The sequence below is a fragment of the Caballeronia terrestris genome, assembly GCF_001544515.1.
In the GTDB taxonomy this organism is placed as follows: Bacteria; Pseudomonadota; Gammaproteobacteria; order Burkholderiales; family Burkholderiaceae; genus Caballeronia; species Caballeronia terrestris.
Map to the genome: position 1 here is coordinate 53,121 of NZ_FCOL02000017.1, position 22,849 is coordinate 75,969.

A 22,849-nucleotide genomic window follows, 5' to 3' on the forward strand; every position below is an offset into this window, starting at 1 on the left:
ACGACAATGAACGAATCGCCGATCTACACGCTTGAACGCGGCACCGCGCCGCTGCTGATATCGATCCCGCATCGAGGCACGCGCATTCCCGATTCGATCGCCGCCGACATGACGCCGGTGGCGCTGCGCGTCGACGATTGCGACTGGCATCTGGAGCGGCTGTACGCGTTCGCGAAGGGCATGGGCGCATCGATCCTGCTGCCCGAATACGCGCGTTATGTGATCGATCTGAACCGTCCGCCCGATGACGCGAACCTTTACCCGGGCCGCGATACGACAGGCCTGTGTCCCGTCGATACGTTCGAAAAGGAGCCGCTGTATCTGACGGGCCGCGAACCTGACGACGCGCAGATCGATTCGCGCCGCGCGGCTTTCTGGCAGCCTTATCACGATGCCCTCACGCAGGAGCTTGCAGACTTGCGCTCGAAGCACGGTCGCGTGCTGCTATGGGAAGCGCATTCGATTCGCTCGGTGGTCCCGCGCTTTTTCGATGGACGTCTGCCGGATTTCAACTTCGGCACCGCCGATGGCGCGACTGCCGTCGCGGGAGTGGCGGAAGCACTCGCGGATATCGTGAGCAAGGACGGGCGTTATACATCGACAGCGAACGGCCGTTTTAAGGGCGGGTATATTACGCGCCGCTATGGGCAGCCTTCCGCAGGCGTTCACGCGATGCAGCTCGAACTCACACAGATCACGTACATGCAGGAAGCGCTGCCCTTCGCGTATGACGAAACGCGCGCGGCTGAAGTGCAGCCTTTGCTGGAAAAGCTGCTGACGACCGCGTTGGAGCATGTCACAGCCGCTTAGACACCTCCCTTGTCGACGCCGCGATTATTGTAAAGCAAACAATAATGTTTCGCGCAATTCGGGGTTTTCCCCAAGAGACCCGGCGCCTAGACTTGTCTTCAGGCAAAACGAATCAGAAACTTAATAAAAGCTTTCCGGTTCTTGCGCATTCAAGACAAAACTACTGGAGGTTCATCATGATCAAGTCATTTGTTCCGGCTCTCGTTATCGCTGCGGCCTTGGCCGCCCCGACTTTCGCTTTCGCGCAGAACAATGCCCCCGTGACGCGCGCCGAAGTTCGCGCCGAACTGGTTCAACTGGAAAAGGCTGGTTACGATCCGTCGGGCGATCGCACGAACTACCCGCAAAACATTCAGGCTGCGGAAGCTCGGGTGAGCGCTGAACAAGGCAACGCAGCGACCGGTTACGGCCCTTCGACCGCAGGTTCGTCGGCGTCGGGGCTGCGTGCTGCTCCGAGTGGCCCGGCTAATCCGGTGAACTCGGTTTACTTCGGCCACTGAGCAAACATCGCTTAAAAAGAATCGCCTGCCGCTGCAAAGCGGCGGGCGATTTTTATTTGGGCGCGGTATCGGATGGCGACACCGCGCCGCAAGCACGAATGACCAGCCGCACGACATCTTCCGTGGCGGCATCGAAGGCTTTTTGCGTCAGCGCGCGCTTGCCCTTGAGCGCGATGATTTGCGCATCAAAATCGGCGTAATGCTGCGTCGTCGCCCAGATCATGAACATCAGCGTCTCGGGGTCGGTCGGCGCCAACAGTCCGCGCACGATCCAGCTTTCGATCACCTTCACGCGCGAATCGAGCCACGGCTTGACGCGTTCCTTGAGAATATCCTGCATGTGTTCCGCGCCGTGGATGATCTCGCTCGCCCACACCTTCGACCCTAACGGCCGACGCCTCGACAGATCCATCTTCGCGCGCACATAGCCGCCGATCGCTTCGACCGGGTCGTCGCTGCATTCGAACGTATCCGCCGCGCGATGCCAGTCTTCGAACAGATCTTCGAGCACTCGCCGATACAGCGCCAGCTTAGTAGGGAAGTAGTAATGCAAGTTGGCTTTGGGCAAGCCCGCACGCTCGGCGATCATCGCGGTGCTTGCGCCCTCCAGTCCGCGTTCCGCAAAAACCGCTTCGGCGCACGCTAAAAGCTGCGCTTCGTTCATCTCGCGGATATGTGCCTTGCGCCGCCGCAAAGGTGCTTGCGCATTGTCGGTTTCCGGATTGCCCGTTGCCGCTTCGTCGTGTTTCATCGTTAGCCTTGGCGCGCCTTGAATGCCGCGTCGCGCTTGGTTTGCCTTGCTCCGGCCACTCGCTAAATCGTTTGCTTAATCGCGAATGGTGCTGTCCTGAAGCGCCATGCTGCATCGCAATGGCACGCTTCTCGCTCTGTATTGCAGCACACGAAAGACATTGATTTGCTTATTTTAATCGGCTACAACCTGTCCAGTCGGACAGGATTCGCGACGCAGCGAAGTACAGCATCAGGATCATCCCTTAGAAAGAAAAAACGTGCACCGGGTACGTGCGTAAATATGGGGAAGCGTGCATGAGCGCCCCAGAACGCTACGCGGATGCACCACATGTCACTCACATACGATTGAAGGAGCGAGCCGATGGACGCGGTAACGGATGCAATCGGATTGACTGGACTCGATACATCGATCAAGGTGAACGGTCAGCGGCTGTGGGACAGCCTGATGACGATGGCGAAGATCGGCGCCACGCCCAAAGGTGGCGTCTGCCGTCTCGCGCTAACCGATCTCGACAAGGAAGGGCGCGACCTCATCGTGAGCTGGGCGAAGGAGGCGGGCTGCACGGTCAACGTGGATCAGATGGGCAACGTGTTCATGCGCCGCGCGGGACGCAATCCTGATGCGCTTCCCGTGATGACCGGCTCGCATGCGGACTCGCAGCCGACAGGCGGCCGCTTCGACGGCATCTATGGCGTACTCGGCGGACTCGAAGTGATCCGCACGCTCAACGATCACGCGATCGATACCGAGCATCCGGTCGAAGTCGTGATCTGGACCAATGAGGAAGGCTCGCGCTTCGCGCCGGCGATGGTTGCATCGGGCGTATTCGCGGGCGTGTTCACGCTCGACTATGGCCTCTCGCGCAAGGATGTCGACGGCAAGACGATCGGTGAAGAACTGAAGCGCATCGGTTACGCGGGCGACGTGCTTTGCGGTGGGCGTCAACTGCATGCCGCATTCGAACTGCATATCGAGCAGGGCCCCATTCTCGAAGCAGAGAACAAGACGATTGGTGTCGTCACCGATGCGCAAGGCCAGCGCTGGTACGAGATCACGCTGACGGGCCAGGAAGCGCATGCGGGCCCCACGCCGATGCCGCGTCGCAAGGACGCGCTGCTTGGCGCTTCGCGCGTGGTCGATCTCGTCAACCGCATCGGTCTCGATCATGCTCCGCTCGCATGCGCGACGGTCGGCATGATGCAGGTCTATCCGAACTCGCGCAACGTGATTCCGGGCCGCGTGTTCTTCACCGTCGACTTCCGTCATCCAGAGGACGCCGTGCTCGCGCAAATGGACGCCGCGTTGCGCGAAGGCGTCGCGCGCATCGCGGGTGGGATCGGACTCGAAACAGAGCTCGAACAAATCTTCTATTACGAGCCCGTTGCGTTCGATGCAGCATGCGTAAAGTCCGTGCGTGCCGCGGCCGAGCGTTTTGGGTATTCGCATCGCGACATGGTGTCGGGTGCGGGACACGATGCGTGCTACCTGTCGCAAGTCGCGCCGACGTCCATGGTCTTCGTGCCTTGCGTCGATGGCATCAGTCATAACGAAATCGAGGACGCCTCGCAGGAATGGATCGAGGCGGGCGCGAACGTCCTGCTTCACGCGATGCTGGAGCGAGCTTCGGAACCAGCTTCGTAACGTCTGTCGAATTTGAATCTGCAACGCCGTCCCGGCTTCGCCTTCATGTGAAGCCGGCGGGCACGGCTACGTCTTCACTTTGACGAAGGAACGCGTATGACCATGAAGCAAACCGGCGATATCGCGGCGCATCGCCTTTCGCAAGAACAGCTTGCGTGCGAATTCTCGGACGTCGCGCCCTTGCTCGACGCGACCGCCGCCGCCGCTGCATCGAGCCGCTGTCACTACTGCTACGACGCGCCTTGCATACAGGCGTGCCCGACGTCGATCGATATTCCGAGCTTTATCCGCAAGATCGGCAACGGCAACCTGAAGGGCGCGGCCGTCGATATTCTGTCGGCGAATCCGCTGGGCGGCATGTGCGCGCGTGTCTGCCCGACCGAGATTCTTTGCGAAGGCGCCTGCGTGCGCAATCACCAGGACGACAAGCCCGTCGCGATCGGCGCGCTTCAGCGTCATGCGACCGACTGGGCGATGGCGCGCGGCGAACCGCTCTTCAAGCGCGCTGCGGACACGGGGCGGCATATCGCGGTCGTCGGTGCGGGACCTGCGGGTCTTGCGTGCGCGCATCGCTTGGCACTCGCAGGCCATCGCGCAACAATTTTCGATGCGCGTGCAAAGCCCGGTGGCCTCAACGAATACGGCATCGCGGCATACAAGACCGTTGAGGACTTCGCGCAGCGCGAGGTCGAGTGGCTGTATTCGATCGGTGGCATCGAGTTGAAGACGGGCGTGATGCTTGGACGCGATGTGACGCTCGACGAGCTTCGCAAGCAATACGACGCCGTGTTCCTCGCGACCGGTCTCGGTGGCGTGCGTGCGCTCGCGCTCGAAGGCGAAGCGCTTGGCGGCGTGATGAACGCGGTCGATTTCATCGAGCAAGTTCGCCAGGCCGACGATCTCGCGACCGTGCCCGTGGGCCGTCGCGTGGTGGTGATCGGCGGCGGCAATACGGCCGTCGATGCAGCGGTGCAGAGCCACAAGATCGGGGCGATGTCGGTGACGATGGTGTATCGGCGCGGCGTCGAGCACATGAGCGCGACGTGGGCCGAACGCGAATTCGCGCAGATGAACGGCGTGACGCTTGTCACTCACGCGAAGCCGGTGCGCATGGTCGGCATCGACGGACAAGTGAGCGGCGTCGAATTCGAACGGGGCCAGGAACGCTTCACGATCGAAGCGGACATGGTGTTAAAAGCAATTGGCCAGACACTGGTACCGATCGGACTCGATCACGAACTGCTGACCCTCGAAGGCAACCGCATCGCCACCGATGAAAACCGTCAGACGACGCTCGCAAACGTCTGGGCCGGCGGCGACTGCGCGACGCACGAAGGACTCGACCTCACGGTGCAAGCGGTACAGGACGGCAAGCTCGCAGCGGCATCGATCGATGCATCGTTCGCGCTGACCGCCATCAAAGCCGCCTGACCAACAAGACCCCAGGATAAGGAGCCCCACATGGCCGACCTACGCTGCACGATTGCAGGCATCAACTCGCCGAACCCTTTCTGGCTCGCGTCCGCGCCGCCGACCGACAAAGCGTACAACGTCAACCGCGCATTCGAAGCGGGCTGGGGCGGCGTCGTATGGAAAACGCTGGGCCTCGACCCGCATGTGGTGAACGTCAGCTCGCGCTATGGCGCGGTGCAGTGGAACGGGCAGCGCATGGCGGGGCTCAACAACATCGAACTGATCACCGATCGTCCGCTCGACGTGAATTTGCGCGAGATCGCTCAAGTCAAACGCGACTGGCCGGACCGCGCGCTGATCGTCTCGTTGATGGTGCCCTGTAACGAGGCTGACTGGAAGTGGATTTTGCCGCTCGTCGAAGACACCGGCGCCGACGCGGTCGAACTCAACTTCGGTTGCCCGCATGGCATGAGCGAACGCGGCATGGGCGCGGCGGTCGGGCAAGTGCCGGAGTATGTCGAGATGGTCACGCGCTGGGTCAAGGAAAGCTCGAAGCTGCCTTGCCTCGTGAAGCTCACGCCGAACATCAGCGACATTCGTGTCGGCTCGCGTGCCGCTTACAAGGGCGGTGCGGACGGCGTGTCGCTCATCAACACGATCAACTCGATCGTCGCGGTCGATCTGGATGAAATGGCACCGATGCCCACCGTCGACGGAAAGGGCACGCACGGCGGCTATTGCGGTCCCGCTGTGAAGCCAATCGCGCTCAACATGGTCGCCGAAATCGCACGCGATCAAGAGACGCCGAATCTGCCGATATCGGGCATCGGCGGCATCACGAACTGGCGCGACGCGGCGGAGTTCATCGTGCTCGGCGCGGGCAGCGTGCAGGTGTGCACGGCTGCGATGCACTACGGCTTTCGCATCGTGTCCGATCTTGCCGATGGCCTTTCGAACTGGATGGACGAGAAGGGCTACGCGACGCTCGACGACATTCGCGGCCGCGCCGTGCCGAACGTCACCGACTGGAAGTACCTCAATCTGAAATACGACATTAAGGCGCGCATCGATCAGGACAAGTGCATCCAGTGCGGCCTGTGCCACATCGCATGCGAGGATACTTCGCACCAGGCGATCACGCGCGAAAAAGATGGCGTGCGTCATTTTGAAGTGGTGGACTCGGAATGCGTCGGGTGCAATCTGTGCATGCACGTATGCCCGGTCGAGCAATGCATCACGATGGAGCGTGTGGACGCCGGCGAGTATGCGAACTGGACCACGCATCCGAACAACCCTTCACGCGTCGAAGTGGAAGAGCCCGCGAAGGCCGCCTAAGAACGTTCACGCAACATTTCTCGTGGAGATGCACCGATGAACCAGAAAGCGCATTCCGTCGATCCCAGCTTCGCGGCGGGCGCACAGGACAGCAGCCTCTATAACGACGATCTCGCGCCGACCGGTCCCGCCCAACGTACGTGGAAGTGGTATCACTTCGCGGCACTGTGGGTCGGCATGGTGATGAACATCGCGTCGTACATGCTTGCGGCCGGGCTCACGGAAGAGGGTATGTCGCCGTGGCAGGCCGTCGTCACCGTGCTGCTCGGCAACCTGATCGTGCTCGTGCCGATGCTCCTCATCGGTCACGCGGGCGCCAAGCACGGCATACCGTATGCGGTGCTCGTGCGGTCGTCGTTCGGCACGCAGGGCGCGAAGCTGCCCGCGATGCTGCGTGCGATCGTCGCGTGCGGCTGGTACGGCATTCAGACGTGGCTCGGCGGTAGCGCGATCTATACGCTCCTGAACATTCTCACCGGTAACGCGCTGCATGGCGCGGCGCTGCCTTTCCTCGACATCTCGATCGGCCAGCTTGCGTGCTTCCTCGTGTTCTGGGCGCTGCAGATCTACTTCATCGTGCATGGCACCGATTCGATCCGCTGGCTCGAAAGCTGGTCCGCGCCGATCAAGGTCGTGATGTGCATCGCGCTCGTCTGGTGGGCGACGTCCAAGGCGGGCGGCCTGGGCTCGATGCTGTCGGCGCCTTCGCAGTTCGTCGCGGGCGGCAAGAAGGAGGGCCTGTTCTGGGCCACGTTCTGGCCGGGCCTGACCGCGATGGTCGGCTTCTGGGCGACACTCGCGCTGAACATCCCCGACTTCACGCGTTTCGCCCGCTCGCAGCGCGACCAGGTGATCGGCCAGACGATCGGCCTGCCTGCACCGATGGCGCTGCTCTCGGTGATTTCGGTGGTCGTCACGTCGGCGACGGTCGTGATCTACGGCAAGGCGATCTGGGACCCGATCGACCTCACGAGCCGCATGACGGGCATCGGCGTGGGCGTCGCGCTCATCATCCTCACGCTCGATACGATGTGCTGCAATCTCGCGGCGAATCTCGTCGGTCCCGCATACGATTTTTCGAGCCTGTGGCCGAAGGGGATTTCGTATCGCGCGGGCGGCATGATCACCGCGACCATCGCGATCGTGATGATGCCGTGGAAGATTCTCGCGACCACGCAGGGCTATATCTTCACGTGGCTCGTTGGATACTCGGCGTTGCTGGGTCCAGTCGCCGGCATTCTGATGGTCGATTACTTCCTGATACGCGGCACGCGCCTCTCGCATCGCGAACTCTTCGATGAGAACGGCGAATACAGCTATACGGGTGGCTGGAACATCGCGGCGGTCGTCGCGCTCGTGATCGGCGTGTTGCCGAACCTGCCGGGCTTTCTGCACACAGCATTTCCAGCCGCGTTTCCGAACGTGCCCGCATTCTTCAACACGCTCTACACGTACGCATGGTTCGTGGGACTTGCGCTGGCATCGGTCGTCTATGGCGTCTGGATGAAGGCGCGCAAGAGCCCGAGCGCGCGCGTGGCGAGTGCATGATCAACAGTTTTGCAAGGGAGACAGCAACATGACGATCCTGATTCGCGGCGGCACGGTCATCGACGCCGATCGCACCTATCGCGCCGACGTGCTGTGCGCGGACCCGAAAGACGGCGGCACGATCCTCGCCATCGGCACTGATCTGGAAGCGCCGGCCGGCACGCAGATTGTCGATGCGGGCGGGCAGTACGTGATGCCCGGCGGCATCGATCCGCACACGCACATGGAGTTGCCCTTCATGGGCACGACCGCAAGCGACGACTTCTATACGGGCACCGCAGCGGGTCTCTCGGGCGGCACGACGAGCATCATCGACTTCGTGATCCCGAGCCCGAAGCAGCCGCTGATGCAGGCCTTCAAGGAATGGCGCGGCTGGGCCGAGAAGGCGTCGGCGGATTACGGCTTTCACGTCGCGGTGACGTGGTGGGATGAATCGGTGCATCGCGATATGGGCACGCTCGTGCATGAGCACGGCGTATCGAGCTTCAAGCACTTCATGGCCTACAAGAACGCAATCATGGCCGACGACGAAGTGCTGGTGAACAGCTTCACGCGCTCGCTCGAACTCGGCGCGCTGCCGACCGTGCATGCGGAAAACGGCGAGCTCGTATTTCAGTTGCAGAAGCAACTACTTGCGCGCGGCTTCACCGGCCCCGAGGCGCATCCGTTGTCGCGGCCGCCGGAAGTCGAAGGCGAAGCGGCCAATCGCGCGATCCGCATCGCGCAAGTGCTCGGCGTGCCCATCTACATCGTGCATGTATCGTCGAAGGATGCCGTCGACGTGATCGCGCGGGCACGCAACGAGGGCCAGCGCGTGTTCGGCGAAGTACTGCCAGGGCATCTCGTCATCGACGAATCGGTGTATCGCGATCCGGACTGGACGCGCGCCGCCGCGCACGTGATGAGCCCGCCGTTCCGATCGAGCGAACATCGCGAGGCGCTGTGGCGCGGGTTGCAATCGGGGCAGCTTCACACGACAGCCACCGATCACTGCGTGTTCTGCGCATCGCAAAAGGCGATGGGCCGCGAGGACTTCACGAAGATCCCGAACGGTTGCGGCGGCGTGGAAGATCGCATGTCCGTGCTGTGGCATCACGGCGTGAACAAGGGGCGTCTCACGCCGAACGAATTCGTGCGCGTCACGTCGACCAATGCGGCCCAGATTTTCAATCTATATCCGCGCAAGGGTGCGGTGCAGGTCGGCGCGGACGCGGATCTCGTCGTGTGGGACCCGGCGGCGAGCAAGACGATCTCGGTGAAGTCGCATCACCAGAAAGTGGACTTTAACGTGTTCGAAGGCATGACTGTGCAGGGCGTCGCGACGCATACGCTTACGCGTGGCGCACTCGCGTGGGCCAATGGCGACCTGCGAGCGGTTCGAGGCGCGGGTCAATATTTGAAGCGTCCGCCAAACCCAGGCTACTTCGAGGCGACGCGCGTTGCGAACAAATTGAAGGAGCCGCATCCCGTCGAGCGCGAGGGGGACAAGGCGCGAACGGCTTGATCGAAACTCAAGCCGCCTCAGCCGATTCCTGCCACTTGTGCAGCCACGCTTCGAGCTTCTCGGGTGGCAGCGGGCGGCTCAAGTGGTAACCCTGTGCGAGATCGCAGCGCAGGTCCTTGAGCCGCATCAGCATCTCTTCCGTCTCGACGCCCTCGGCGACGACCTTCAGGCCCATGTTGTGGCCGAGGTCGATCGTCGAGCGGACGATGGTCTCGTCGTCCTTGTGGTCGAACATGCCCATCACGAAGGACTTGTCGATCTTGATCTCGTCGACGGGCATGCGCTTCAGATACGCGAGTGACGAATAGCCCGTGCCGAAGTCGTCGATGGACAGGCGAATACCCAACGCGTGCAGACGGTCGAGCGTTTCGATCGCGTGATTCGGATCGTCCATGATCGCGCTTTCGGTGATCTCGATCCATATCCACTCGGGCGCCACGCCGTACTTCCGCAAGAGCGCGCTAAAGGTATCCGGCAACGATGACTGGATCAGTTCGCGCGCGGACACGTTCACCGACACCGCGAGTTCGAGCCCTTGCTCATGCCACAGCGCACATTGGCGGATGGCCTTGTCGGCCACCCAGCGCGAAATCGTCTTGATGTAGCCGGTCTGCTCGGCAAACGGAATGAACTGATCGGGCGCGACGAAGCCGCGCGTCGGATGGTCCCAGCGAACCAGCGCCTCGACGTACTTCACCTTCTGCGTGCACAGATCGACCTTCGGTTGATAGTAGAGCGTCAACTGATCGTGCTCGACGGCCTGGCGCAATTCGCTCATCAGCGAGAGGCGCTCGGCGCTGTTCTGGTCGTGCTTTTCGTCGTAGAGCGCGTAACCTGTATTCGTGCGCTTGGCGACATACATCGCGATGTCCGCACGGCGCAGCAGCACGTTCATGTCCTCACCGTTGTGCGGACACGTCACGATCCCGATGCTCGCGCCCACGTCGACGAGTTGCCCCTCGATCGTGATCGGCTCTTCGAGCGCCTTCAGCATGCGATTGGCGATGAGCTTCGCGGCGTCGGTGTCGTCGGTCGGCAGCAGGACCGCGAACTCGTCGCCGCCCAAGCGCGCGACCGTGTCCGTGCTGCGATGAAGCGCACCGCGCAGGCGCTTCGCAACTTCGCACAGCAGCAGGTCGCCGATCGGATGGCCTAGCGTGTCGTTCACGTACTTGAAACGGTCGAGGTCCATCATCATGACGGACAACGGATGCTCCGCACGCAACGCGACACCGATCGCCTGTTGCAGCCGATCGTTGAAGAGCGCGCGATTCGGCAGGCTCGTCAGGCGGTCCATGTAGGCGAGTTCGGTAATGCGCTGCTCGCGCTCCGCAATACCTTCCTGCATTTGATTGAACGCGCTCGCGAGTTCACCGATCTCGTCTTGATGAGTCACGTCGATCGGTTCCGCGTAATCGCCTTGTCCGATACGTCGCGAGAATTGCGTGAGCGCCGCGATCGGGCGCGTGACGCTGCGTGCGGTGAACATGCTGCCGATGATCGATATCAGCACGCCCGCGAGCGTAATCAGCAGCAGCGTGCTTTGCAGGCGATGGAACGGCGCCATCGCTTCGCTCAACGATCGCTGCAACATCACGGCGATGGGCTCGCCATCGGATTGCAGCTTGACGAGGCGCGTCGCGTAGTTGTCGTCGGAGAGCGTGGATGCGTTTTGCATCGTACGCCTCGCCGCTGCTGGCAACGAACTGGCGAGCACGCTCCATCGACCATCGGCGTGACCGTCGAGGAACGAGACATCGAGTGCGGTCAGACTGCTCATGTCGCTTGCCATGCTGTCGTCGATGAGAAAGCCCATCGCGACCCAGGCGATGACGAGCGGCGCCTTGATCGGCACCGCGACGATCTGATACGGCTTGCCGTCGATCATTCCGATAGTCGAAGCGTCGCCGTTGCGTTCCACCGCATGCAGCAGTTTCGGAAACGGGAAGGCCATGCCCGCGTGGACGGGGCCGCTGCTATCGGCAATCAGCTTGCCGTCGAGGTCCGCGAGCATCACGATGTCCGCATGAACACGGTCGCCGTGATTCGCGAGCGCCGATGCGACGGTCTTCTCGTCATGCGAGGCGATGGCCTGCCGAAAGCCGAAGTCCGCCGCGACGACGCCTGCGGCCTGCGTCAGCATTTCGCTGTTCGAGCGCAGGACCTGTTTGAACACGCGCTGGGCAACGGCCAACTGCTCGTCCGCATTTCGATGCGCGATCGACGTGATCACCGAATTGATGACGACAAACGCAGCCGCCTGGGCCGCGAGCATCAGCAGGACGAAGACGAGTGTGATCCGCGCACGCAGGCTGTGGAGTCGCATGGCGCGCTTACTCGGCCTTCAACTGCAACGTGATTTTGCCGGCGTCGTCCGTGCCGGCGCCGATCTTTTGCGACGGCTGCGCGTTCGGATCGCTCAGGCGATGGTGCCACGCGACGACGCGGTAGTTATCGGCGGGAAGATTGTCGATGCTTGCGCGACCGCTCGCATCGGTCTTGGCGAACCAGGGCGTATCGACGATCAGCAGGTACGCGAGCATCGAGTCGTGGATGTTGCAGCCCATCACGACGAGGCCGGGCTTGTCGAAGACGATGGGGCTCGCGGGAATGCCGTGATACAGGTTCAACTCGAAGCGCTTGGGCGGCGAGAACGAATAGACGTCGTGCTCGATGTTGTCCTTGTTCGGAAACGTGACCGACGCGCCCGTCTGCACGACGGAGACGAGCGGCACGAATTTCCGCTTCACCTGATCGATGATGGCGCCTGCCGGTTTTGCGGGCGGCAGCTTGCCGCTGACGGGCATCGCGTAGACGACTGCGTCGCTGACGGCCGCGCCCGCCTGATCGACCACCTGCACACGCACGCTTGTGGCGCTAGCGTCGAGTGTGGTCACGCTCGATAAGCAGCAAAATAGTGCTGCGAATACGGTTGTGCTGAATCGCATTGGGTAAGTTCTATTGTGCTCGTCGCACGCGATATGCGCACGCAAGTGCTAATAACGGCAGCCGTATCTCGAACTTGAGGCGCCTGTTCTTATTCCCTGTCCTGCACGTCGCGATACATCGGCGCGAGCTTCGCCAGCAGCTTGTTTTGCGAATGGAAGGGCACGCCGTTCTTGTCCATCGCTTTTTGCAAATCCTCGACAAGCGCATTGAATGCCGCACGATCGATGTTCTGCCCCTCGTGAGTTCGCTTCATCGTGCGGCCCGTGTATTCGCATGGGCCGTCGAGCAGCACGCAGAACTGCTCGACGAGCTTCTGCTTGATGCGCTTTATCGGCGCGTCTTCGAAGTAGGGCTGCGTGCGTGGATCGGCGAGTACGTTGTCGTAGAGATCGTCGACGATTTTCGCGAGGCCGGGTTTCTCGCCGAACTCGCGATAGAGTGCATCGTCGGCGTGCGCGCTGGCGCTGAAGATCGCCGCGAATAGCAGTGCTGCTTTCATGGCGTGACCAAGAAACGATTGCATCAGAACCCCGCCTGAAGAGAGACATAGAGACCGCGCTGATTCTTGATCGTCGCGATGTCGCCCAGCGCGACATAGGCGGCGGTCAGCGAGACGTGCTTGTTCGGCGCCCATGCGACGAATGCATCGTAGGCGTTCTGTTCGCGCGCGAAGCTGAGGTTGTCCGGCTTGGTGCGATACTCGGCGCCGATCACGACGTTCTTCGAAAGCATGTACGCCAGCGAGGTTTCGAACTCGGCGTGATAGTTGTTGGACTTGTCGCCGCCGAAGCCGAGCAAGCCGAACTGGTTTGCCTTCGTGAAGCGCAAGGTGCCGTTGAGCAGAAGGCTTTGGGCGAGCAGAAGTTTCGTCGCTGAGAGATAGAAGTCGGTGCCGGAGTTGCTCGCCGCGCCGACGGCCTTCACGACGTCGCCCTGTTCGTTGTGCTTGAACTGGATGCCCGCCGATACTTGCGGCAGCCACGTGTCCTGATCGAGCACGGCGTCGCCGAGGACGCGCACTTTCACGCCGAAGATGTTCTGGTTGAACTTGAAGTTCGAACCGAGGCCGAGCTGCGCACCAGCGTCGCGGGTATCGAAAGTCTGGCGCGCGAGCGAAAGCTCGACGCGATTCGCGACGCCGACAGCGACGCCGTAGGTGGACAGCGCGAAATCTTGCGTGCGCACATACGTGCCGTGTGCGTTTCCGCCGAACTGGCCGGCCGTGCCATAGCCGCCGATCACGGCCCACGGCGTGAGGCCGCCGCCCGCCGCGCCTTCCACTTCGGAAACGCCGCCGGTGAGCAGCAGCTTGCCGCCGGTGACGGGGACGTCGGGGACATCGGCGAAGGCGGGGACGGAGGTCGACAATAGTGCGGCGGTGGCTACGGCCACTCGGGTGCTTTTCGTTCTTGAACGCATGCTTGGGCGGGTTGAAGCGATTTCAGGCGCTCTCGGCCTGGGCTTCCTTGTTTACGGCGGCGGGGGAGGGGGACTTGAGGGTAGCTGTGATTTGTCAAGGAAAAGCTGTTGGCAAGAGGAGCTGCCGAGCCCGTTCGTACACCCCGAGAATGAACCCTACATTTAACCATCGAATAGATTTGATAAATATCTGATTCACATTAGAATAATAACGCGATAATCCCTACACGAAACCCTACAAACCACCCGACGAGCACCGCTATTCCCGCCGGTCGCGGTTGCGCAGCCTCGCGTACTTGGTCCGTTGATCGACAAAGCATCCGATCTCACCACCAAGTCGCGCGCACTTCTCGCAAAAGAGCACGGCCCGATGGCGACCGCTATGACGCCGCTGTTGCGCAACATGAACTCGTATTACTCGAACAAGATCGAGGGACAACACGCCACGCCTGTCAGTATCGAACAGGCGCTAGAGACGCACTACTCGCCGGATTCAGGCGACCGGGACAAGCAGTTCGCAGCGATTGCGCATATCCGGGCAGAAGAGGCACTCGAATCGGAGTGGAGTGATTTGCGTGCAGAAGAACTATTCGCTGCCGAAAAAGTCACCGCCATCCATCGGCTGTTCTTTGCGAATCTGCCCGACGAGTACTGCATCACGTCCGAACAGCAGCCGATCATCCCGGGCGCCTTCAGAGAAGAGATGGTCAAGGTTGGCAACCATCTTGCGCCCGAAGCGGACCTGATTCCGGCGCTGTTGAACGAGTGGGGCAAGCGATACAAGCGCGTGAAAGGCTCGGAACTTAAACTCATCGCGACGGCTTGTTCGCATCAGCGCCTCGCGTGGGTGCATCCGTTCATCGATGGGAACGGGCGCGTTTCCCGCCTGCATTCACACTTGACGCTGCGCGCACTGGGCTTGACCGACGGACTTTGGTCGCCGCTGCGCGGATTCGCGCGTACTCGCGACGAATACTACGCTCGGCTTGCTGCGGCTGATCAGCGGCGCAGGAACGAACTCGACGGTCGCGGCAACTTATCGCAAGAGGAACTGGTGAAGTTCGTTCACTACTTCCTCGACTGCTGTCTCGATCAGGTCAATTTCATGCTCGGGATGATGGCGTTCGATGGAGTCCGCTCGCGGCTACGCGACCTGCTGATCTATCTCGACGCGAATCCCTGGCGGATAGGCTCGGACAAATCCATCGTGAAGCCTGACAAGGTGTTGCTCGCGCTCGAGACGGTAGCGCTCTTGCGTCCGCTGTCGCGAGCGGAATTTGGGCAGATCATCGGAGAGAGCGAGGCGACGGTCCGCCGCATCACGCGCAGCCTGCTCGACTTCGGCGTGTTGCAATCCGCCTCGCATAAGGACCCGCTTTCATTCGCGTTGCCGCTGAAAAGCCTGCGCTTTTTGTTTCCCCGGCTATGGCCCGAAGTCGATCTTGAATGAGGGTCCGGTAGCGATAGTTGCTCAAGCCGTCAACGCATCCACCGAAACGGCCCTTGCTTCCCGCGTCGAGCAAATCGTCTTGACGATATGCTCGGCGTCGCGCGCGATGCCTGAGAAGCGCCCCGATCCCCATGTGTGAAGCCACGGCAGTCCCAAGAAGTAAAGCCCTGGAAACTGCGTCACGCCGCGCCGATGCGCCGGATAGCCGCGGCCATTGAACACCGGCGCATCGAGCCAACTGAAGTCCGGCGTGAACCCGATGCACCACACGATCGAGCCGATGCCGCTGCCTTGAAGCTCAAGCGTCGTGCGTTCTCTATCCGGCCGCCATAGCGGCTCATAAACACCACCGCCTTCCGCATCGATCCCGTTCTTTTCGATGAATGCATCGATGCCCGCGTTAATGCGGTTATAAACGCCGTCGGCGCTATCGAGATTCGCTGCGAGATTCGGCGCGAAGTGAAGCACGCCGTCCTGCAAATCCTCAAGCCTTCCGTAGAGTTCCATACCTTCAGAAGCGAAGCGGCGCAGATCGATATCGCGTCCGCCATCGCGGCCGGTTACATAGTGATTCGTGTTGTCGCGCACGCCTTCGCGCAACGGATGCTGATCGACGGGCATGTCGTAATACTTCATGTCCGCGAGCCAATCGACGACATCGCGTCCGCGATAAAAGCGCGCACAGCGCGGCGCTTCGCCCACCGCGAGCACGACCTTGCGTCCTGCGAGGTGCAGGTCCTCTGCGATCTGCGCGCCCGATTGCCCGGATCCGACGACCAGCACCGCACCGTCCGGCAATGCTTCCGGGTCGCGATACTCCGACGATTGCATCTGCACGATCGAAGTGGGCAGGCGCTCGGCCATGCGCGGCACGATCGGCGTGTGATAGCCGCCCGATGCGACCACGATCTGATCGGCGGTGAACGTACCTTGCGACGTCGAAACGGCGAACCCGCCATCATCCGTCGAGCTTACGCGCCGCACTTCCGTATGTTCGAGCACGGGAGCTTCGACCATCTCGATGAAGCCATCGAGATACGCGATTATTTCATCCTTCTTCATGAAACCATGCGGATCGTCGCCGCGATACGGATAGCCCGGCAGCGCGCATTGCCAGTTGGGCGTGACGAGGCAGAATGCGTCCCAGCGCTGCGTGCGCCATGTGTGCGTGACCGTATTCTTTTCGAGCACGAGATGATCGATGCCTGCCTGCTTAAGGTAATAGCTGAGCGAAAGCCCCGCTTGACCGCCGCCCACGACGATCACGCTGTAATGATTCGATGTCTGCGACATGATGCGTCCTTGCCTTGAGATTGAAATTAGCTGAGGTCGATCACCAGAACCTTCGCATGCGGATCGCTCGCGAAACGCTCGGCTTCCATCTCGATGCGCGCGAGCTGGTCCATCGCGGATGAGCACGCGAAGCCGTACTTCTGCCGCACGCGTTCCGAAGCAACGCCCAGCGCCTCGCGCGCACGTTTCAGGAAATCGTCGAGCGGATAGTGAGTGCCCGGCGTGAGGAAATCGCCGACGACAGTCGATGGTGAGTAGCAAATGTCCTCTTTGCTGTCGGGCCATCGGATGCGAAAGTGCATGACGGGCATCGTGGTTACCTTAGGGTTTGATGAAAGCATGTTCGTTGAAATTCCATAGCACGGCGGCATCATCGCCTCGACGCAGCACGACCTCGCGCGAGGCATCGACGGTACCGATAGTTGCACATGCAATTTCTCGCGCGGTGAAGAGCCGTTCTACCGCATCGACGTTCTCACGTGCCACCGACAGCACAAAGCCATAGCTCGGAAACGCGCTCAGCCAGCGCAATGCGGGGACACCGGGCGGCATCGGAATACGCGCCAGATCTATGGTCGCGCCGGCCTGCGAACATTCGAGCAACATCAGCGCAGTGCCTAACGCACCCGCCATGCTGATGTCCTTGGCCGCGCGGCAAAGGCCGCTCTCCGCGATAATCGGAAGCAACTCCAGATCGTCGCGCAAGCGCGTCGGCGGGGCATCGACGGAGGCGTTCCAGAACGGATACGGGTCCATGAATGCGCCGCGCATATCGACGGCCATCATCAACGCGTCGCCGGGCTTTGCATCGAAACTGGAGAGCAACTTCGACGCGCGCCCGAGGATCGCGACGGCCAGTTGCGCGTGATCGCTCCGTGCGTTGCTATGTCCGCCGACGATCGGCACGCCATATGCCGACGATGCCGCCGCCATCCCGGCGAGCACGTCCTCGGCCATGCCGATGCCGTCGCTCCACATCGCATCGACGACAGCGATCGGCCGGCCGCCCATCGCGTAGACGTCGCTTACGTTGACCATCACGCTGCTGTAGCCCGCGAACCACGGCATGTCTCGCACGAAGTCGCTGACCATGCCTTCGATCGCAAAGAGCAGATAACCGTCGCTATCGGCGATGGCCGCGCAGTCGTCGCCGACGGCCACCGCCTGCGCGAGATCACTCGTGCCGCGCGGCAAATGGCGCGCGAGCGTCGCTACGACATCGGCAATATCCGTCTTGTGCCTGAAGCCGCGCGTTTCGCGCAGCGCCTCGACGAGTTCCGCGACGCTCATGCGGCACTCCGCACAGGCAGCGCCTTCGTAACGAAGCCGCTATGCGGCGTCCGGCATGGCGGATAGAAATCGAGGTCGGCCTGCATCAGATGATGCGGCCGGCCGTGCATCGCTTCTTCCTTGAGCGTGGTCCAGTGAAGCGCATGAAAGAGCGACGCGTTCTGGCTTTGCACATGCGCGAGGAACGTCTCGCACCCGATTGCATGCGCGCTGCTTACCGCCAAGCGAATCAGCGTCGCGCCGAGCTTGCCGTGACGACGGAACGCAGCATGCACGGCGAGCCGCGAGCCGAACCACAGCCCCGGTCCTTCTTCGTGAATGCGCACTGTACCGACCACTTGCTCAGGCATCCCCGCGATGCAACTTACCGCAACGAGCAACTGCGCGCGATCGTCGATCTCATCGCGATCGTCGCCGATGAAAATGCCTTGCTCGATACAGAACACGGCACGGCGCAACTTGTAGGCCTCGTCTGCTTCCCAGGGCAGCGTCGTCCATTTAACGATGTATTCAGCGGGCGCGTAGAGCGTCGCAAGGTCTTCGCTATCGGCTAGCATGATCACGCCTCGTAAGATGAAAGGGATGAACACGCACCGCATTTTCCGCAGCCCGCCTTGATGTCGCCCGAACGCATGCCGCCTTGCGAGACCATCGCGCCGAGCGGATGCAATACCGACTTCATGAACTCGGGCGAGGGCGCGGGGTGATCCTCGAGCGGCGTGCCGCTGATCGGCACGAACGGTACGACGAACGGATACACACCGATATCGACGAGGTCGCGCGAGATCGCCAGGATCGCTTCGGCCGTGTCGCCGAGGCCCGCGAGGATGTACGTGCTGACCTGCCCGCGCCCGAACACCCCAACGGCAGCACGAAACGCTTCCATGTAGCGCGAGATCGGCACGCTCGCCTTGCCCGGCATGATGTCTGCGCGCAACGCGGGCGTGACCACTTCCAGATGCATGCCGAGCGTATCGATACCGCTCGCCTTCATGCGTTCAAACCAGCGGTCATCGTCGGGTGGCTCGCATTGCGCCTGAATCGGCAGGTCGACGGCGGCCTTGATCGCGAACGCGCTTTCGCAAAGAATCTGCGCGCCACGGTCGCTCGTGGGCGGCGTGCCTGTGGTGAGCACCATGTGCTTCACGCCATCGAGCAGGACCGCGGCGCGCGCGACTTCGGCGAGTTGCTCGGGCGTCTTGCGCGCAATCGTGCGGCCCGCCGCGAGCGATTGCCCGATCGCGCAGAACTTGCACGTCTTGCGGCGGCTTTCATAGCGGATGCAGGTTTGCAGAACCGTGGTCGCGAGCACGTCTGATCCATGCAACATCGCGATATGCGAATACGGCACGCCGTCGAACGTCTGCATCTTGTAGAAGCGCGGCGTCTTCGGGAAGCTGATGTTTGCGATCGGAATCGTGCCGCGCAAGAGGGCGCTCGTGCCATTGCCATCCGGCGTCGACGCGACGAACGGCGAGTGCCATGCCGTGTTTGTATGCACGGGCACCATGATCGTCACGCCGTCGATCGTGACCGCCTTGTGATCCGACGGACCCGCGCCGCCGCGGCGGCTCGCGAGGCTCGCGCCCGCGGCGGGATCGACGAGGCGCAGCCCCGTCGATTGCAACTCAGTCATCAATTGCCGGCTCGCGGCCGACATGCTCGCGTTGGCGTTCAAGGTTCATGCTCCCGTCAGGAAAATCGGTCATCGGTGAGGACGTCGTTGCGGGCCGGTCGTTGATCGCGAGGCTCAGCAACTCGGGCCGCGCGTAGTGGCCGACCGAGTCCATCATGCGTTTGCGCTTCGTGATCAGCGACATGTCGAGATCGGCGATCACCATGCCTTCGCCTTCACGCAACGGCGGCGCCAGGTGCTGTCCTTCGGGTGAGACGATCGCCGTGTTGCAGCCGCCGCGCAGCGCTTTTTGCAGATTGGGGTCGCTCGTCACCGATTCGATCTGCTGCTCGGTGAGCCATCCCGTCGCGTTGACGACGAAGCAGCCCGACTCCAGCGCGTGATGCCGGATCGTCACTTCGATCTGCTCCGAGAAGATCGGGCCGACGAGCGAGCCGGGGAACTGGCTGCAATGGATTTCCTCGTGCTGCGTCATCAGCGCGTAGCGAGCGAGAGGGTTGTAGTGCTCCCAGCACGCGAGCGCGCCGACCTTCGCGATGCGCGTCTCCGCGACTTTTAGCCCTGACGCATCGCCCTGGCCCCAGATCATACGTTCATGAAACGTCGGCGTGATCTTGCGGCGCTTGAGTAGCAGTTCGCCATCGGTATCGAAGATGAGCTGCGTGTTGTAGAGGCTTCCGTGATCGCGCTCGTTCACGCCGAGCACGACGACCATGCCGTGCCGCCGCGCGCGCTCGGCCACCGCCTGCGTGACGGGGCCGGGCACGACGACCGCTTCCTCATAGAGCCGCATGTGCTCCGCACCCGAGGCAACCGGCGGCCGCACGAACGAGAAATACGGGTAATACGGCACGAAGGTCTCGGGGAACACGATGAGCTGCACGCCCTTGCGCGCGGCCTCGTCGATGGCGGCGCATACCTTTTCCAGCGTGCCGCCGGGCCGCTCGAAGTCCGGCGCGATCTGCACCGCCGCGGCTCGGACGATTCGTTTTGGGGGCATGGTCGCTTCCTGTTGTGATGACGGGCTCACACCGTCCACGTATGAATGACGAGCGCGTTGTCCTTGCGATGAAGAAGCTGGATATCGAGTACGTCGAGCGGGCTGATCGGCTTGATGCCTTCGATCAGCGACGCCTCGCCGTGTCCATACAGCGCCTGCAATGCGAAGCGGCATGCATAGACCTTGCCGCCTTCCTCCATGAACTTCGTCAGTTGCTTGTTGAAGTTCAGATGGCCGGGGAACGCTTCGTCGCCGAGCGTGGGGAAGCCGCGTTGCAGGCCAAGCGTGACGCCCGGTCCATAGAGCAGCACCGACGTCTCGAAGCCCTTGCGTTGCAGGCGCGTCGCCTGAAGCATGTTGACGAAACCGATCGACCCTTCGAAGGCCACCGTATGGAACGTGACGAGCGCCTTCTCGCCGGGTTCGGCCTTCACGTCCTCGAAGACCTTGTCTTCATAATCAACCAGATAATCGCCTTTCTGATGCATTGGTCTATTGACTGCAGGCATTTTAAAATCTCCAATTTGTCGGACTGATTTAATCGATGCGCTTATCGGGCTGCGGCGCAAAGTAGCGAGTGACACAAGCCAGTTAATGCAACCGCCATGCCATTCGTCATTAATTAAAATGCGATCAACATGCGATCAATTCCAAGGTGAGTGCATCGCCGCGATGAAAAAATTTTGAACGGGCTCAAAATCGCGCTTGGCCATGAGTCTTGCAGGACGGGGCTGCGCACCAATGTGGATGATCCGTCGCGGTGCGAACGCTCGTGCGTGGTGCGACGCGCGCGGCAACTGTGCATGGCGCGGCTTGTCGTCCGATACCATGCGATCATTCAATGCGATCATTTTTTATTTCGACGTTTTATCCGTGATATTGTTTTTTCTAGTGCTTAATTTGGAATGAAAATCATGGCTAGCGTCACGCATCACTGGATAAAAAAGCTGTCTGAAAGCCGCAAGCCGGCTTATCTGCTGATTCCGGAATTGATAGAAGACGATCTGGCTAACGGCAGGCTCCGTCCGCGCGATCGTTTACCGGGTTTGCGCGATCTCGCCGAGGAGTTGCAGCTCAACTACACGACCGTCGCGCGTGCGTATGCGGAAGCACGCAAGCGCGGTTTGCTCGATTCGCACGCGGGCAGCGGCACCTTCGTGCGCGGTCGCACGGCGACGTTGCCGCTCGCGGGCGGCAGCAGCGTCGAGATGACGATGAACATGCCGCCCGAGCCCGCCGAATTCGCGTCGCGCCTGCGCGAATCGTCGGCGCGGCTGATGGCGTCGAGCGATCCGTATCGCTTGCTGCGCTATCAGGACTTCGGCGGCAGCGGCGAGGATCGCGCGGCCGCGACGCAATGGCTCAAACGCCGTTTCACAGAATGCGATGAAGACAAGGTGCTCGTGTGCCCCGGCATCCACGGCGCGCTGGTCGCGCTCGTGTCGCAGCTCGCGCGTCCCGGCGGCACGATCTGTCTCGACACGCTCGCGTATCCCGGCATCAAGGCGATCGCCGCGCAGCTCGGCGTGCGCCTGCAAGCCCTCGCTCGCGACGACGAAGGCCCGCTCGCGCATGCATTCGAAGCGCTGTGCAAGGCCGAGAAGCCGAGCGCGTTCTACATCAATCCGACGATCCAGAACCCGAGCACCGTCACGCTCTCATCGAAGCGCCGCGAAGCCCTGGCCGACGTCGCGCTGCGCTACAGCGTGCCGATCGTCGAGGACGACGCCTACGGCCTGTTGCCCGAAGCCCCACCGGAAGCGTTCGCCGCGCTCGCGCCCGATCTCACTTACTACGTGACAGGGTTTTCGAAGACCTTCGGAGCGGGCTTGCGCGTCGCGTACATTCGCGCGCCGAACACGAGACGCGCGCAGCATCTCGCCGGCGCATTGCGCGCGACGACCGTCATGGCAAGCCCGTTTACCGTGCTGCTCGCGACGCAATGGGTGGTCGACGGCACCGCGTCCGACATGCTCGCCGCGATCCGCGCGGAGTCGAATGCGCGGCAGGCGGCGGCATCGCGCGTGCTGTCGGACTGGCCGTTCGATGCCGACCGCGACGGCTTCCACCTGTGGCTGCCGGTGCCACACGAGTCCGGCTGGCAGGCGTCCGAACTCGCGATGCAACTGCGCACGCGCGGCATCGGCGCGGTATCGGCGGCTGCGTTCGCCACCGACGGCAATCCGCCCGAAGCGGTGCGCGTATGCCTCGGCGGCCCGAAGACTCTCGACGAATGCGAAGACGCGCTGCGCATGATCGCGGATACGCTCGAACATCCGCATCATCTGCATTCGCCGGTGATGTGAG

General features: G+C 61.9%; 22 protein-coding genes. 9 read left to right on the forward strand and 13 right to left on the reverse strand.

Features of this window, described 5'->3' with window-relative positions:
* Positions 1-6: 6 nt before the first annotated feature.
* On the forward strand, positions 7-810 hold the full coding sequence (gene hutG / locus AWB67_RS16290; protein WP_087657289.1) for an N-formylglutamate deformylase: 804 nt from the start codon (positions 7-9) through the stop codon (positions 808-810).
* Between the two features lie 176 nt (positions 811-986).
* Entirely contained in the window at positions 987-1,310 is a 324-nt protein-coding gene (locus AWB67_RS16295; protein WP_087657290.1) for a DUF4148 domain-containing protein, read from the forward strand.
* Positions 1,311-1,362: 52 nt separating this feature from the next.
* Here the strand turns inward: AWB67_RS16295 and AWB67_RS16300 are convergent, their stop codons facing one another.
* The gene (locus AWB67_RS16300) at positions 1,363-2,061 is read right to left on the reverse strand and encodes a TetR/AcrR family transcriptional regulator (protein WP_087657291.1); all 699 of its coding nucleotides are present in this window, start codon (positions 2,059-2,061) and stop codon (positions 1,363-1,365) included.
* A 363-nt stretch (positions 2,062-2,424) separates the two neighbouring features.
* Here AWB67_RS16300 and AWB67_RS16305 point away from each other — a divergent pair, with 363 nt between their 5' ends.
* From AWB67_RS16305 to hydA, 5 genes are all read left to right on the forward strand, one after another.
* The gene (locus tag AWB67_RS16305) at positions 2,425-3,705 is read left to right on the forward strand and encodes a Zn-dependent hydrolase (RefSeq protein WP_087657292.1); all 1,281 of its coding nucleotides are present in this window, start codon (positions 2,425-2,427) and stop codon (positions 3,703-3,705) included.
* A gap of 96 nt (positions 3,706-3,801) precedes the next feature.
* Complete coding sequence (locus AWB67_RS16310; RefSeq protein ID WP_087657293.1) at positions 3,802-5,136, forward strand: NAD(P)-dependent oxidoreductase; 1,335 nt, start codon at positions 3,802-3,804, stop codon at positions 5,134-5,136.
* A 30-nt stretch (positions 5,137-5,166) separates the two neighbouring features.
* Positions 5,167-6,453: an NAD-dependent dihydropyrimidine dehydrogenase subunit PreA gene (preA, locus tag AWB67_RS16315; RefSeq protein ID WP_087657294.1), complete on the forward strand. Its 1,287-nt coding sequence runs from the start codon at positions 5,167-5,169 to the stop codon at positions 6,451-6,453.
* A gap of 36 nt (positions 6,454-6,489) precedes the next feature.
* Positions 6,490-8,001 carry an NCS1 family nucleobase:cation symporter-1 gene (locus AWB67_RS16320; RefSeq protein ID WP_087657295.1) on the forward strand — a complete coding sequence of 504 codons (1,512 nt, stop codon included), beginning with the start codon at positions 6,490-6,492 and terminating at the stop codon, positions 7,999-8,001.
* A gap of 28 nt (positions 8,002-8,029) precedes the next feature.
* On the forward strand, positions 8,030-9,505 hold the full coding sequence (hydA, locus tag AWB67_RS16325; protein ID WP_087657296.1) for a dihydropyrimidinase: 1,476 nt from the start codon (positions 8,030-8,032) through the stop codon (positions 9,503-9,505).
* 7 nt (positions 9,506-9,512) lie between these two features.
* Here the strand turns inward: hydA and AWB67_RS16330 are convergent, their stop codons facing one another.
* The 4 genes from AWB67_RS16330 to AWB67_RS16345 all read right to left on the reverse strand — a co-directional run bounded on the left by AWB67_RS16330 (position 9,513) and on the right by AWB67_RS16345 (position 13,846).
* Positions 9,513-11,831 carry a putative bifunctional diguanylate cyclase/phosphodiesterase gene (locus AWB67_RS16330; RefSeq protein ID WP_087657297.1) on the reverse strand — a complete coding sequence of 773 codons (2,319 nt, stop codon included), beginning with the start codon at positions 11,829-11,831 and terminating at the stop codon, positions 9,513-9,515.
* 7 nt (positions 11,832-11,838) lie between these two features.
* A complete protein-coding gene (locus tag AWB67_RS16335; protein WP_235025190.1) occupies positions 11,839-12,402 on the reverse strand; it encodes a methylamine utilization protein in 564 nt (187 codons plus the stop codon).
* A gap of 140 nt (positions 12,403-12,542) precedes the next feature.
* Positions 12,543-12,953, reverse strand: a complete 411-nt coding sequence (locus tag AWB67_RS16340; RefSeq protein ID WP_087657352.1) for a group I truncated hemoglobin — start codon at positions 12,951-12,953, stop codon at positions 12,543-12,545.
* A 23-nt stretch (positions 12,954-12,976) separates the two neighbouring features.
* Positions 12,977-13,846, reverse strand: coding sequence for a DUF3034 family protein (locus AWB67_RS16345; RefSeq protein ID WP_235025191.1), 870 nt, complete (start codon positions 13,844-13,846; stop codon positions 12,977-12,979).
* Between the two features lie 397 nt (positions 13,847-14,243).
* Between AWB67_RS16345 and AWB67_RS16350 the strand changes: the two genes are divergently transcribed.
* Positions 14,244-15,323 (forward strand): Fic family protein, encoded by a 1,080-nt coding sequence (locus AWB67_RS16350; RefSeq protein WP_087657353.1) that lies wholly within the window; start codon positions 14,244-14,246, stop codon positions 15,321-15,323.
* Positions 15,324-15,344: 21 nt separating this feature from the next.
* Here AWB67_RS16350 and AWB67_RS16355 read toward each other — a convergent pair whose 3' ends face one another.
* The 8 genes from AWB67_RS16355 to AWB67_RS16390 form a co-directional block, all read right to left on the reverse strand.
* Complete coding sequence (locus AWB67_RS16355) at positions 15,345-16,616, reverse strand: MSMEG_0569 family flavin-dependent oxidoreductase (protein ID WP_087657300.1); 1,272 nt, start codon at positions 16,614-16,616, stop codon at positions 15,345-15,347.
* A gap of 26 nt (positions 16,617-16,642) precedes the next feature.
* Positions 16,643-16,927, reverse strand: coding sequence for an MSMEG_0570 family nitrogen starvation response protein (locus AWB67_RS16360; protein WP_087657301.1), 285 nt, complete (start codon positions 16,925-16,927; stop codon positions 16,643-16,645).
* A gap of 10 nt (positions 16,928-16,937) precedes the next feature.
* A complete protein-coding gene (locus AWB67_RS16365; protein ID WP_087657302.1) occupies positions 16,938-17,906 on the reverse strand; it encodes a sll0787 family AIR synthase-like protein in 969 nt (322 codons plus the stop codon).
* Positions 17,903-18,463 (reverse strand): MSMEG_0567/Sll0786 family nitrogen starvation N-acetyltransferase, encoded by a 561-nt coding sequence (locus tag AWB67_RS16370; protein ID WP_087657303.1) that lies wholly within the window; start codon positions 18,461-18,463, stop codon positions 17,903-17,905. The genes AWB67_RS16365 and AWB67_RS16370 overlap by 4 nt, the downstream gene beginning before the upstream one ends.
* Positions 18,464-18,465: 2 nt before the next feature.
* The gene (locus AWB67_RS16375) at positions 18,466-19,542 is read right to left on the reverse strand and encodes an MSMEG_0568 family radical SAM protein (RefSeq protein ID WP_374729825.1); all 1,077 of its coding nucleotides are present in this window, start codon (positions 19,540-19,542) and stop codon (positions 18,466-18,468) included.
* Positions 19,535-20,542 (reverse strand): Nit6803 family nitrilase, encoded by a 1,008-nt coding sequence (locus tag AWB67_RS16380; protein ID WP_087657305.1) that lies wholly within the window; start codon positions 20,540-20,542, stop codon positions 19,535-19,537. Before AWB67_RS16380 ends, AWB67_RS16375 begins: the two co-directional genes overlap by 8 nt.
* A gap of 26 nt (positions 20,543-20,568) precedes the next feature.
* Entirely contained in the window at positions 20,569-21,051 is a 483-nt protein-coding gene (locus AWB67_RS16385; RefSeq protein ID WP_087657306.1) for an MSMEG_0572/Sll0783 family nitrogen starvation response protein, read from the reverse strand.
* Between the two features lie 135 nt (positions 21,052-21,186).
* On the reverse strand, positions 21,187-21,393 hold the full coding sequence (locus AWB67_RS16390) for a hypothetical protein (RefSeq protein ID WP_087657307.1): 207 nt from the start codon (positions 21,391-21,393) through the stop codon (positions 21,187-21,189).
* A gap of 63 nt (positions 21,394-21,456) precedes the next feature.
* Here AWB67_RS16390 and AWB67_RS16395 point away from each other — a divergent pair, with 63 nt between their 5' ends.
* Positions 21,457-22,848, forward strand: coding sequence for an aminotransferase-like domain-containing protein (locus AWB67_RS16395; RefSeq protein WP_087657308.1), 1,392 nt, complete (start codon positions 21,457-21,459; stop codon positions 22,846-22,848).
* The last annotated feature ends 1 nt before the right edge of the window (position 22,849 follow it).

Bases quoted from the DNA above. Each gene is read 5' to 3' on its own strand.
- hutG (WP_087657289.1), top strand. From the start codon at position 7: ATGAACGAATCGCCGATCTACACGCTTGAACGCGGCACCGCGCCGCTG.
- AWB67_RS16295 (WP_087657290.1), top strand. From the start codon at position 987: ATGATCAAGTCATTTGTTCCGGCTCTCGTTATCGCTGCGGCCTTGGCC.
- AWB67_RS16300 (WP_087657291.1), bottom strand. From the start codon at position 2,061: ATGAAACACGACGAAGCGGCAACGGGCAATCCGGAAACCGACAATGCG.
- AWB67_RS16305 (WP_087657292.1), top strand. From the start codon at position 2,425: ATGGACGCGGTAACGGATGCAATCGGATTGACTGGACTCGATACATCG.
- AWB67_RS16310 (WP_087657293.1), top strand. From the start codon at position 3,802: ATGACCATGAAGCAAACCGGCGATATCGCGGCGCATCGCCTTTCGCAA.
- preA (WP_087657294.1), top strand. From the start codon at position 5,167: ATGGCCGACCTACGCTGCACGATTGCAGGCATCAACTCGCCGAACCCT.
- AWB67_RS16320 (WP_087657295.1), top strand. From the start codon at position 6,490: ATGAACCAGAAAGCGCATTCCGTCGATCCCAGCTTCGCGGCGGGCGCA.
- hydA (WP_087657296.1), top strand. From the start codon at position 8,030: ATGACGATCCTGATTCGCGGCGGCACGGTCATCGACGCCGATCGCACC.
- AWB67_RS16330 (WP_087657297.1), bottom strand. From the start codon at position 11,831: ATGCGACTCCACAGCCTGCGTGCGCGGATCACACTCGTCTTCGTCCTG.
- AWB67_RS16340 (WP_087657352.1), bottom strand. From the start codon at position 12,953: ATGAAAGCAGCACTGCTATTCGCGGCGATCTTCAGCGCCAGCGCGCAC.
- AWB67_RS16350 (WP_087657353.1), top strand. From the start codon at position 14,244: ATGGCGACCGCTATGACGCCGCTGTTGCGCAACATGAACTCGTATTAC.
- AWB67_RS16355 (WP_087657300.1), bottom strand. From the start codon at position 16,616: ATGTCGCAGACATCGAATCATTACAGCGTGATCGTCGTGGGCGGCGGT.
- AWB67_RS16360 (WP_087657301.1), bottom strand. From the start codon at position 16,927: ATGCCCGTCATGCACTTTCGCATCCGATGGCCCGACAGCAAAGAGGAC.
- AWB67_RS16365 (WP_087657302.1), bottom strand. From the start codon at position 17,906: ATGAGCGTCGCGGAACTCGTCGAGGCGCTGCGCGAAACGCGCGGCTTC.
- AWB67_RS16370 (WP_087657303.1), bottom strand. From the start codon at position 18,463: ATGCTAGCCGATAGCGAAGACCTTGCGACGCTCTACGCGCCCGCTGAA.
- AWB67_RS16375 (WP_374729825.1), bottom strand. From the start codon at position 19,542: ATGACTGAGTTGCAATCGACGGGGCTGCGCCTCGTCGATCCCGCCGCG.
- AWB67_RS16380 (WP_087657305.1), bottom strand. From the start codon at position 20,542: ATGCCCCCAAAACGAATCGTCCGAGCCGCGGCGGTGCAGATCGCGCCG.
- AWB67_RS16385 (WP_087657306.1), bottom strand. From the start codon at position 21,051: ATGCCTGCAGTCAATAGACCAATGCATCAGAAAGGCGATTATCTGGTT.
- AWB67_RS16390 (WP_087657307.1), bottom strand. From the start codon at position 21,393: ATGATCGCATTGAATGATCGCATGGTATCGGACGACAAGCCGCGCCAT.
- AWB67_RS16395 (WP_087657308.1), top strand. From the start codon at position 21,457: ATGGCTAGCGTCACGCATCACTGGATAAAAAAGCTGTCTGAAAGCCGC.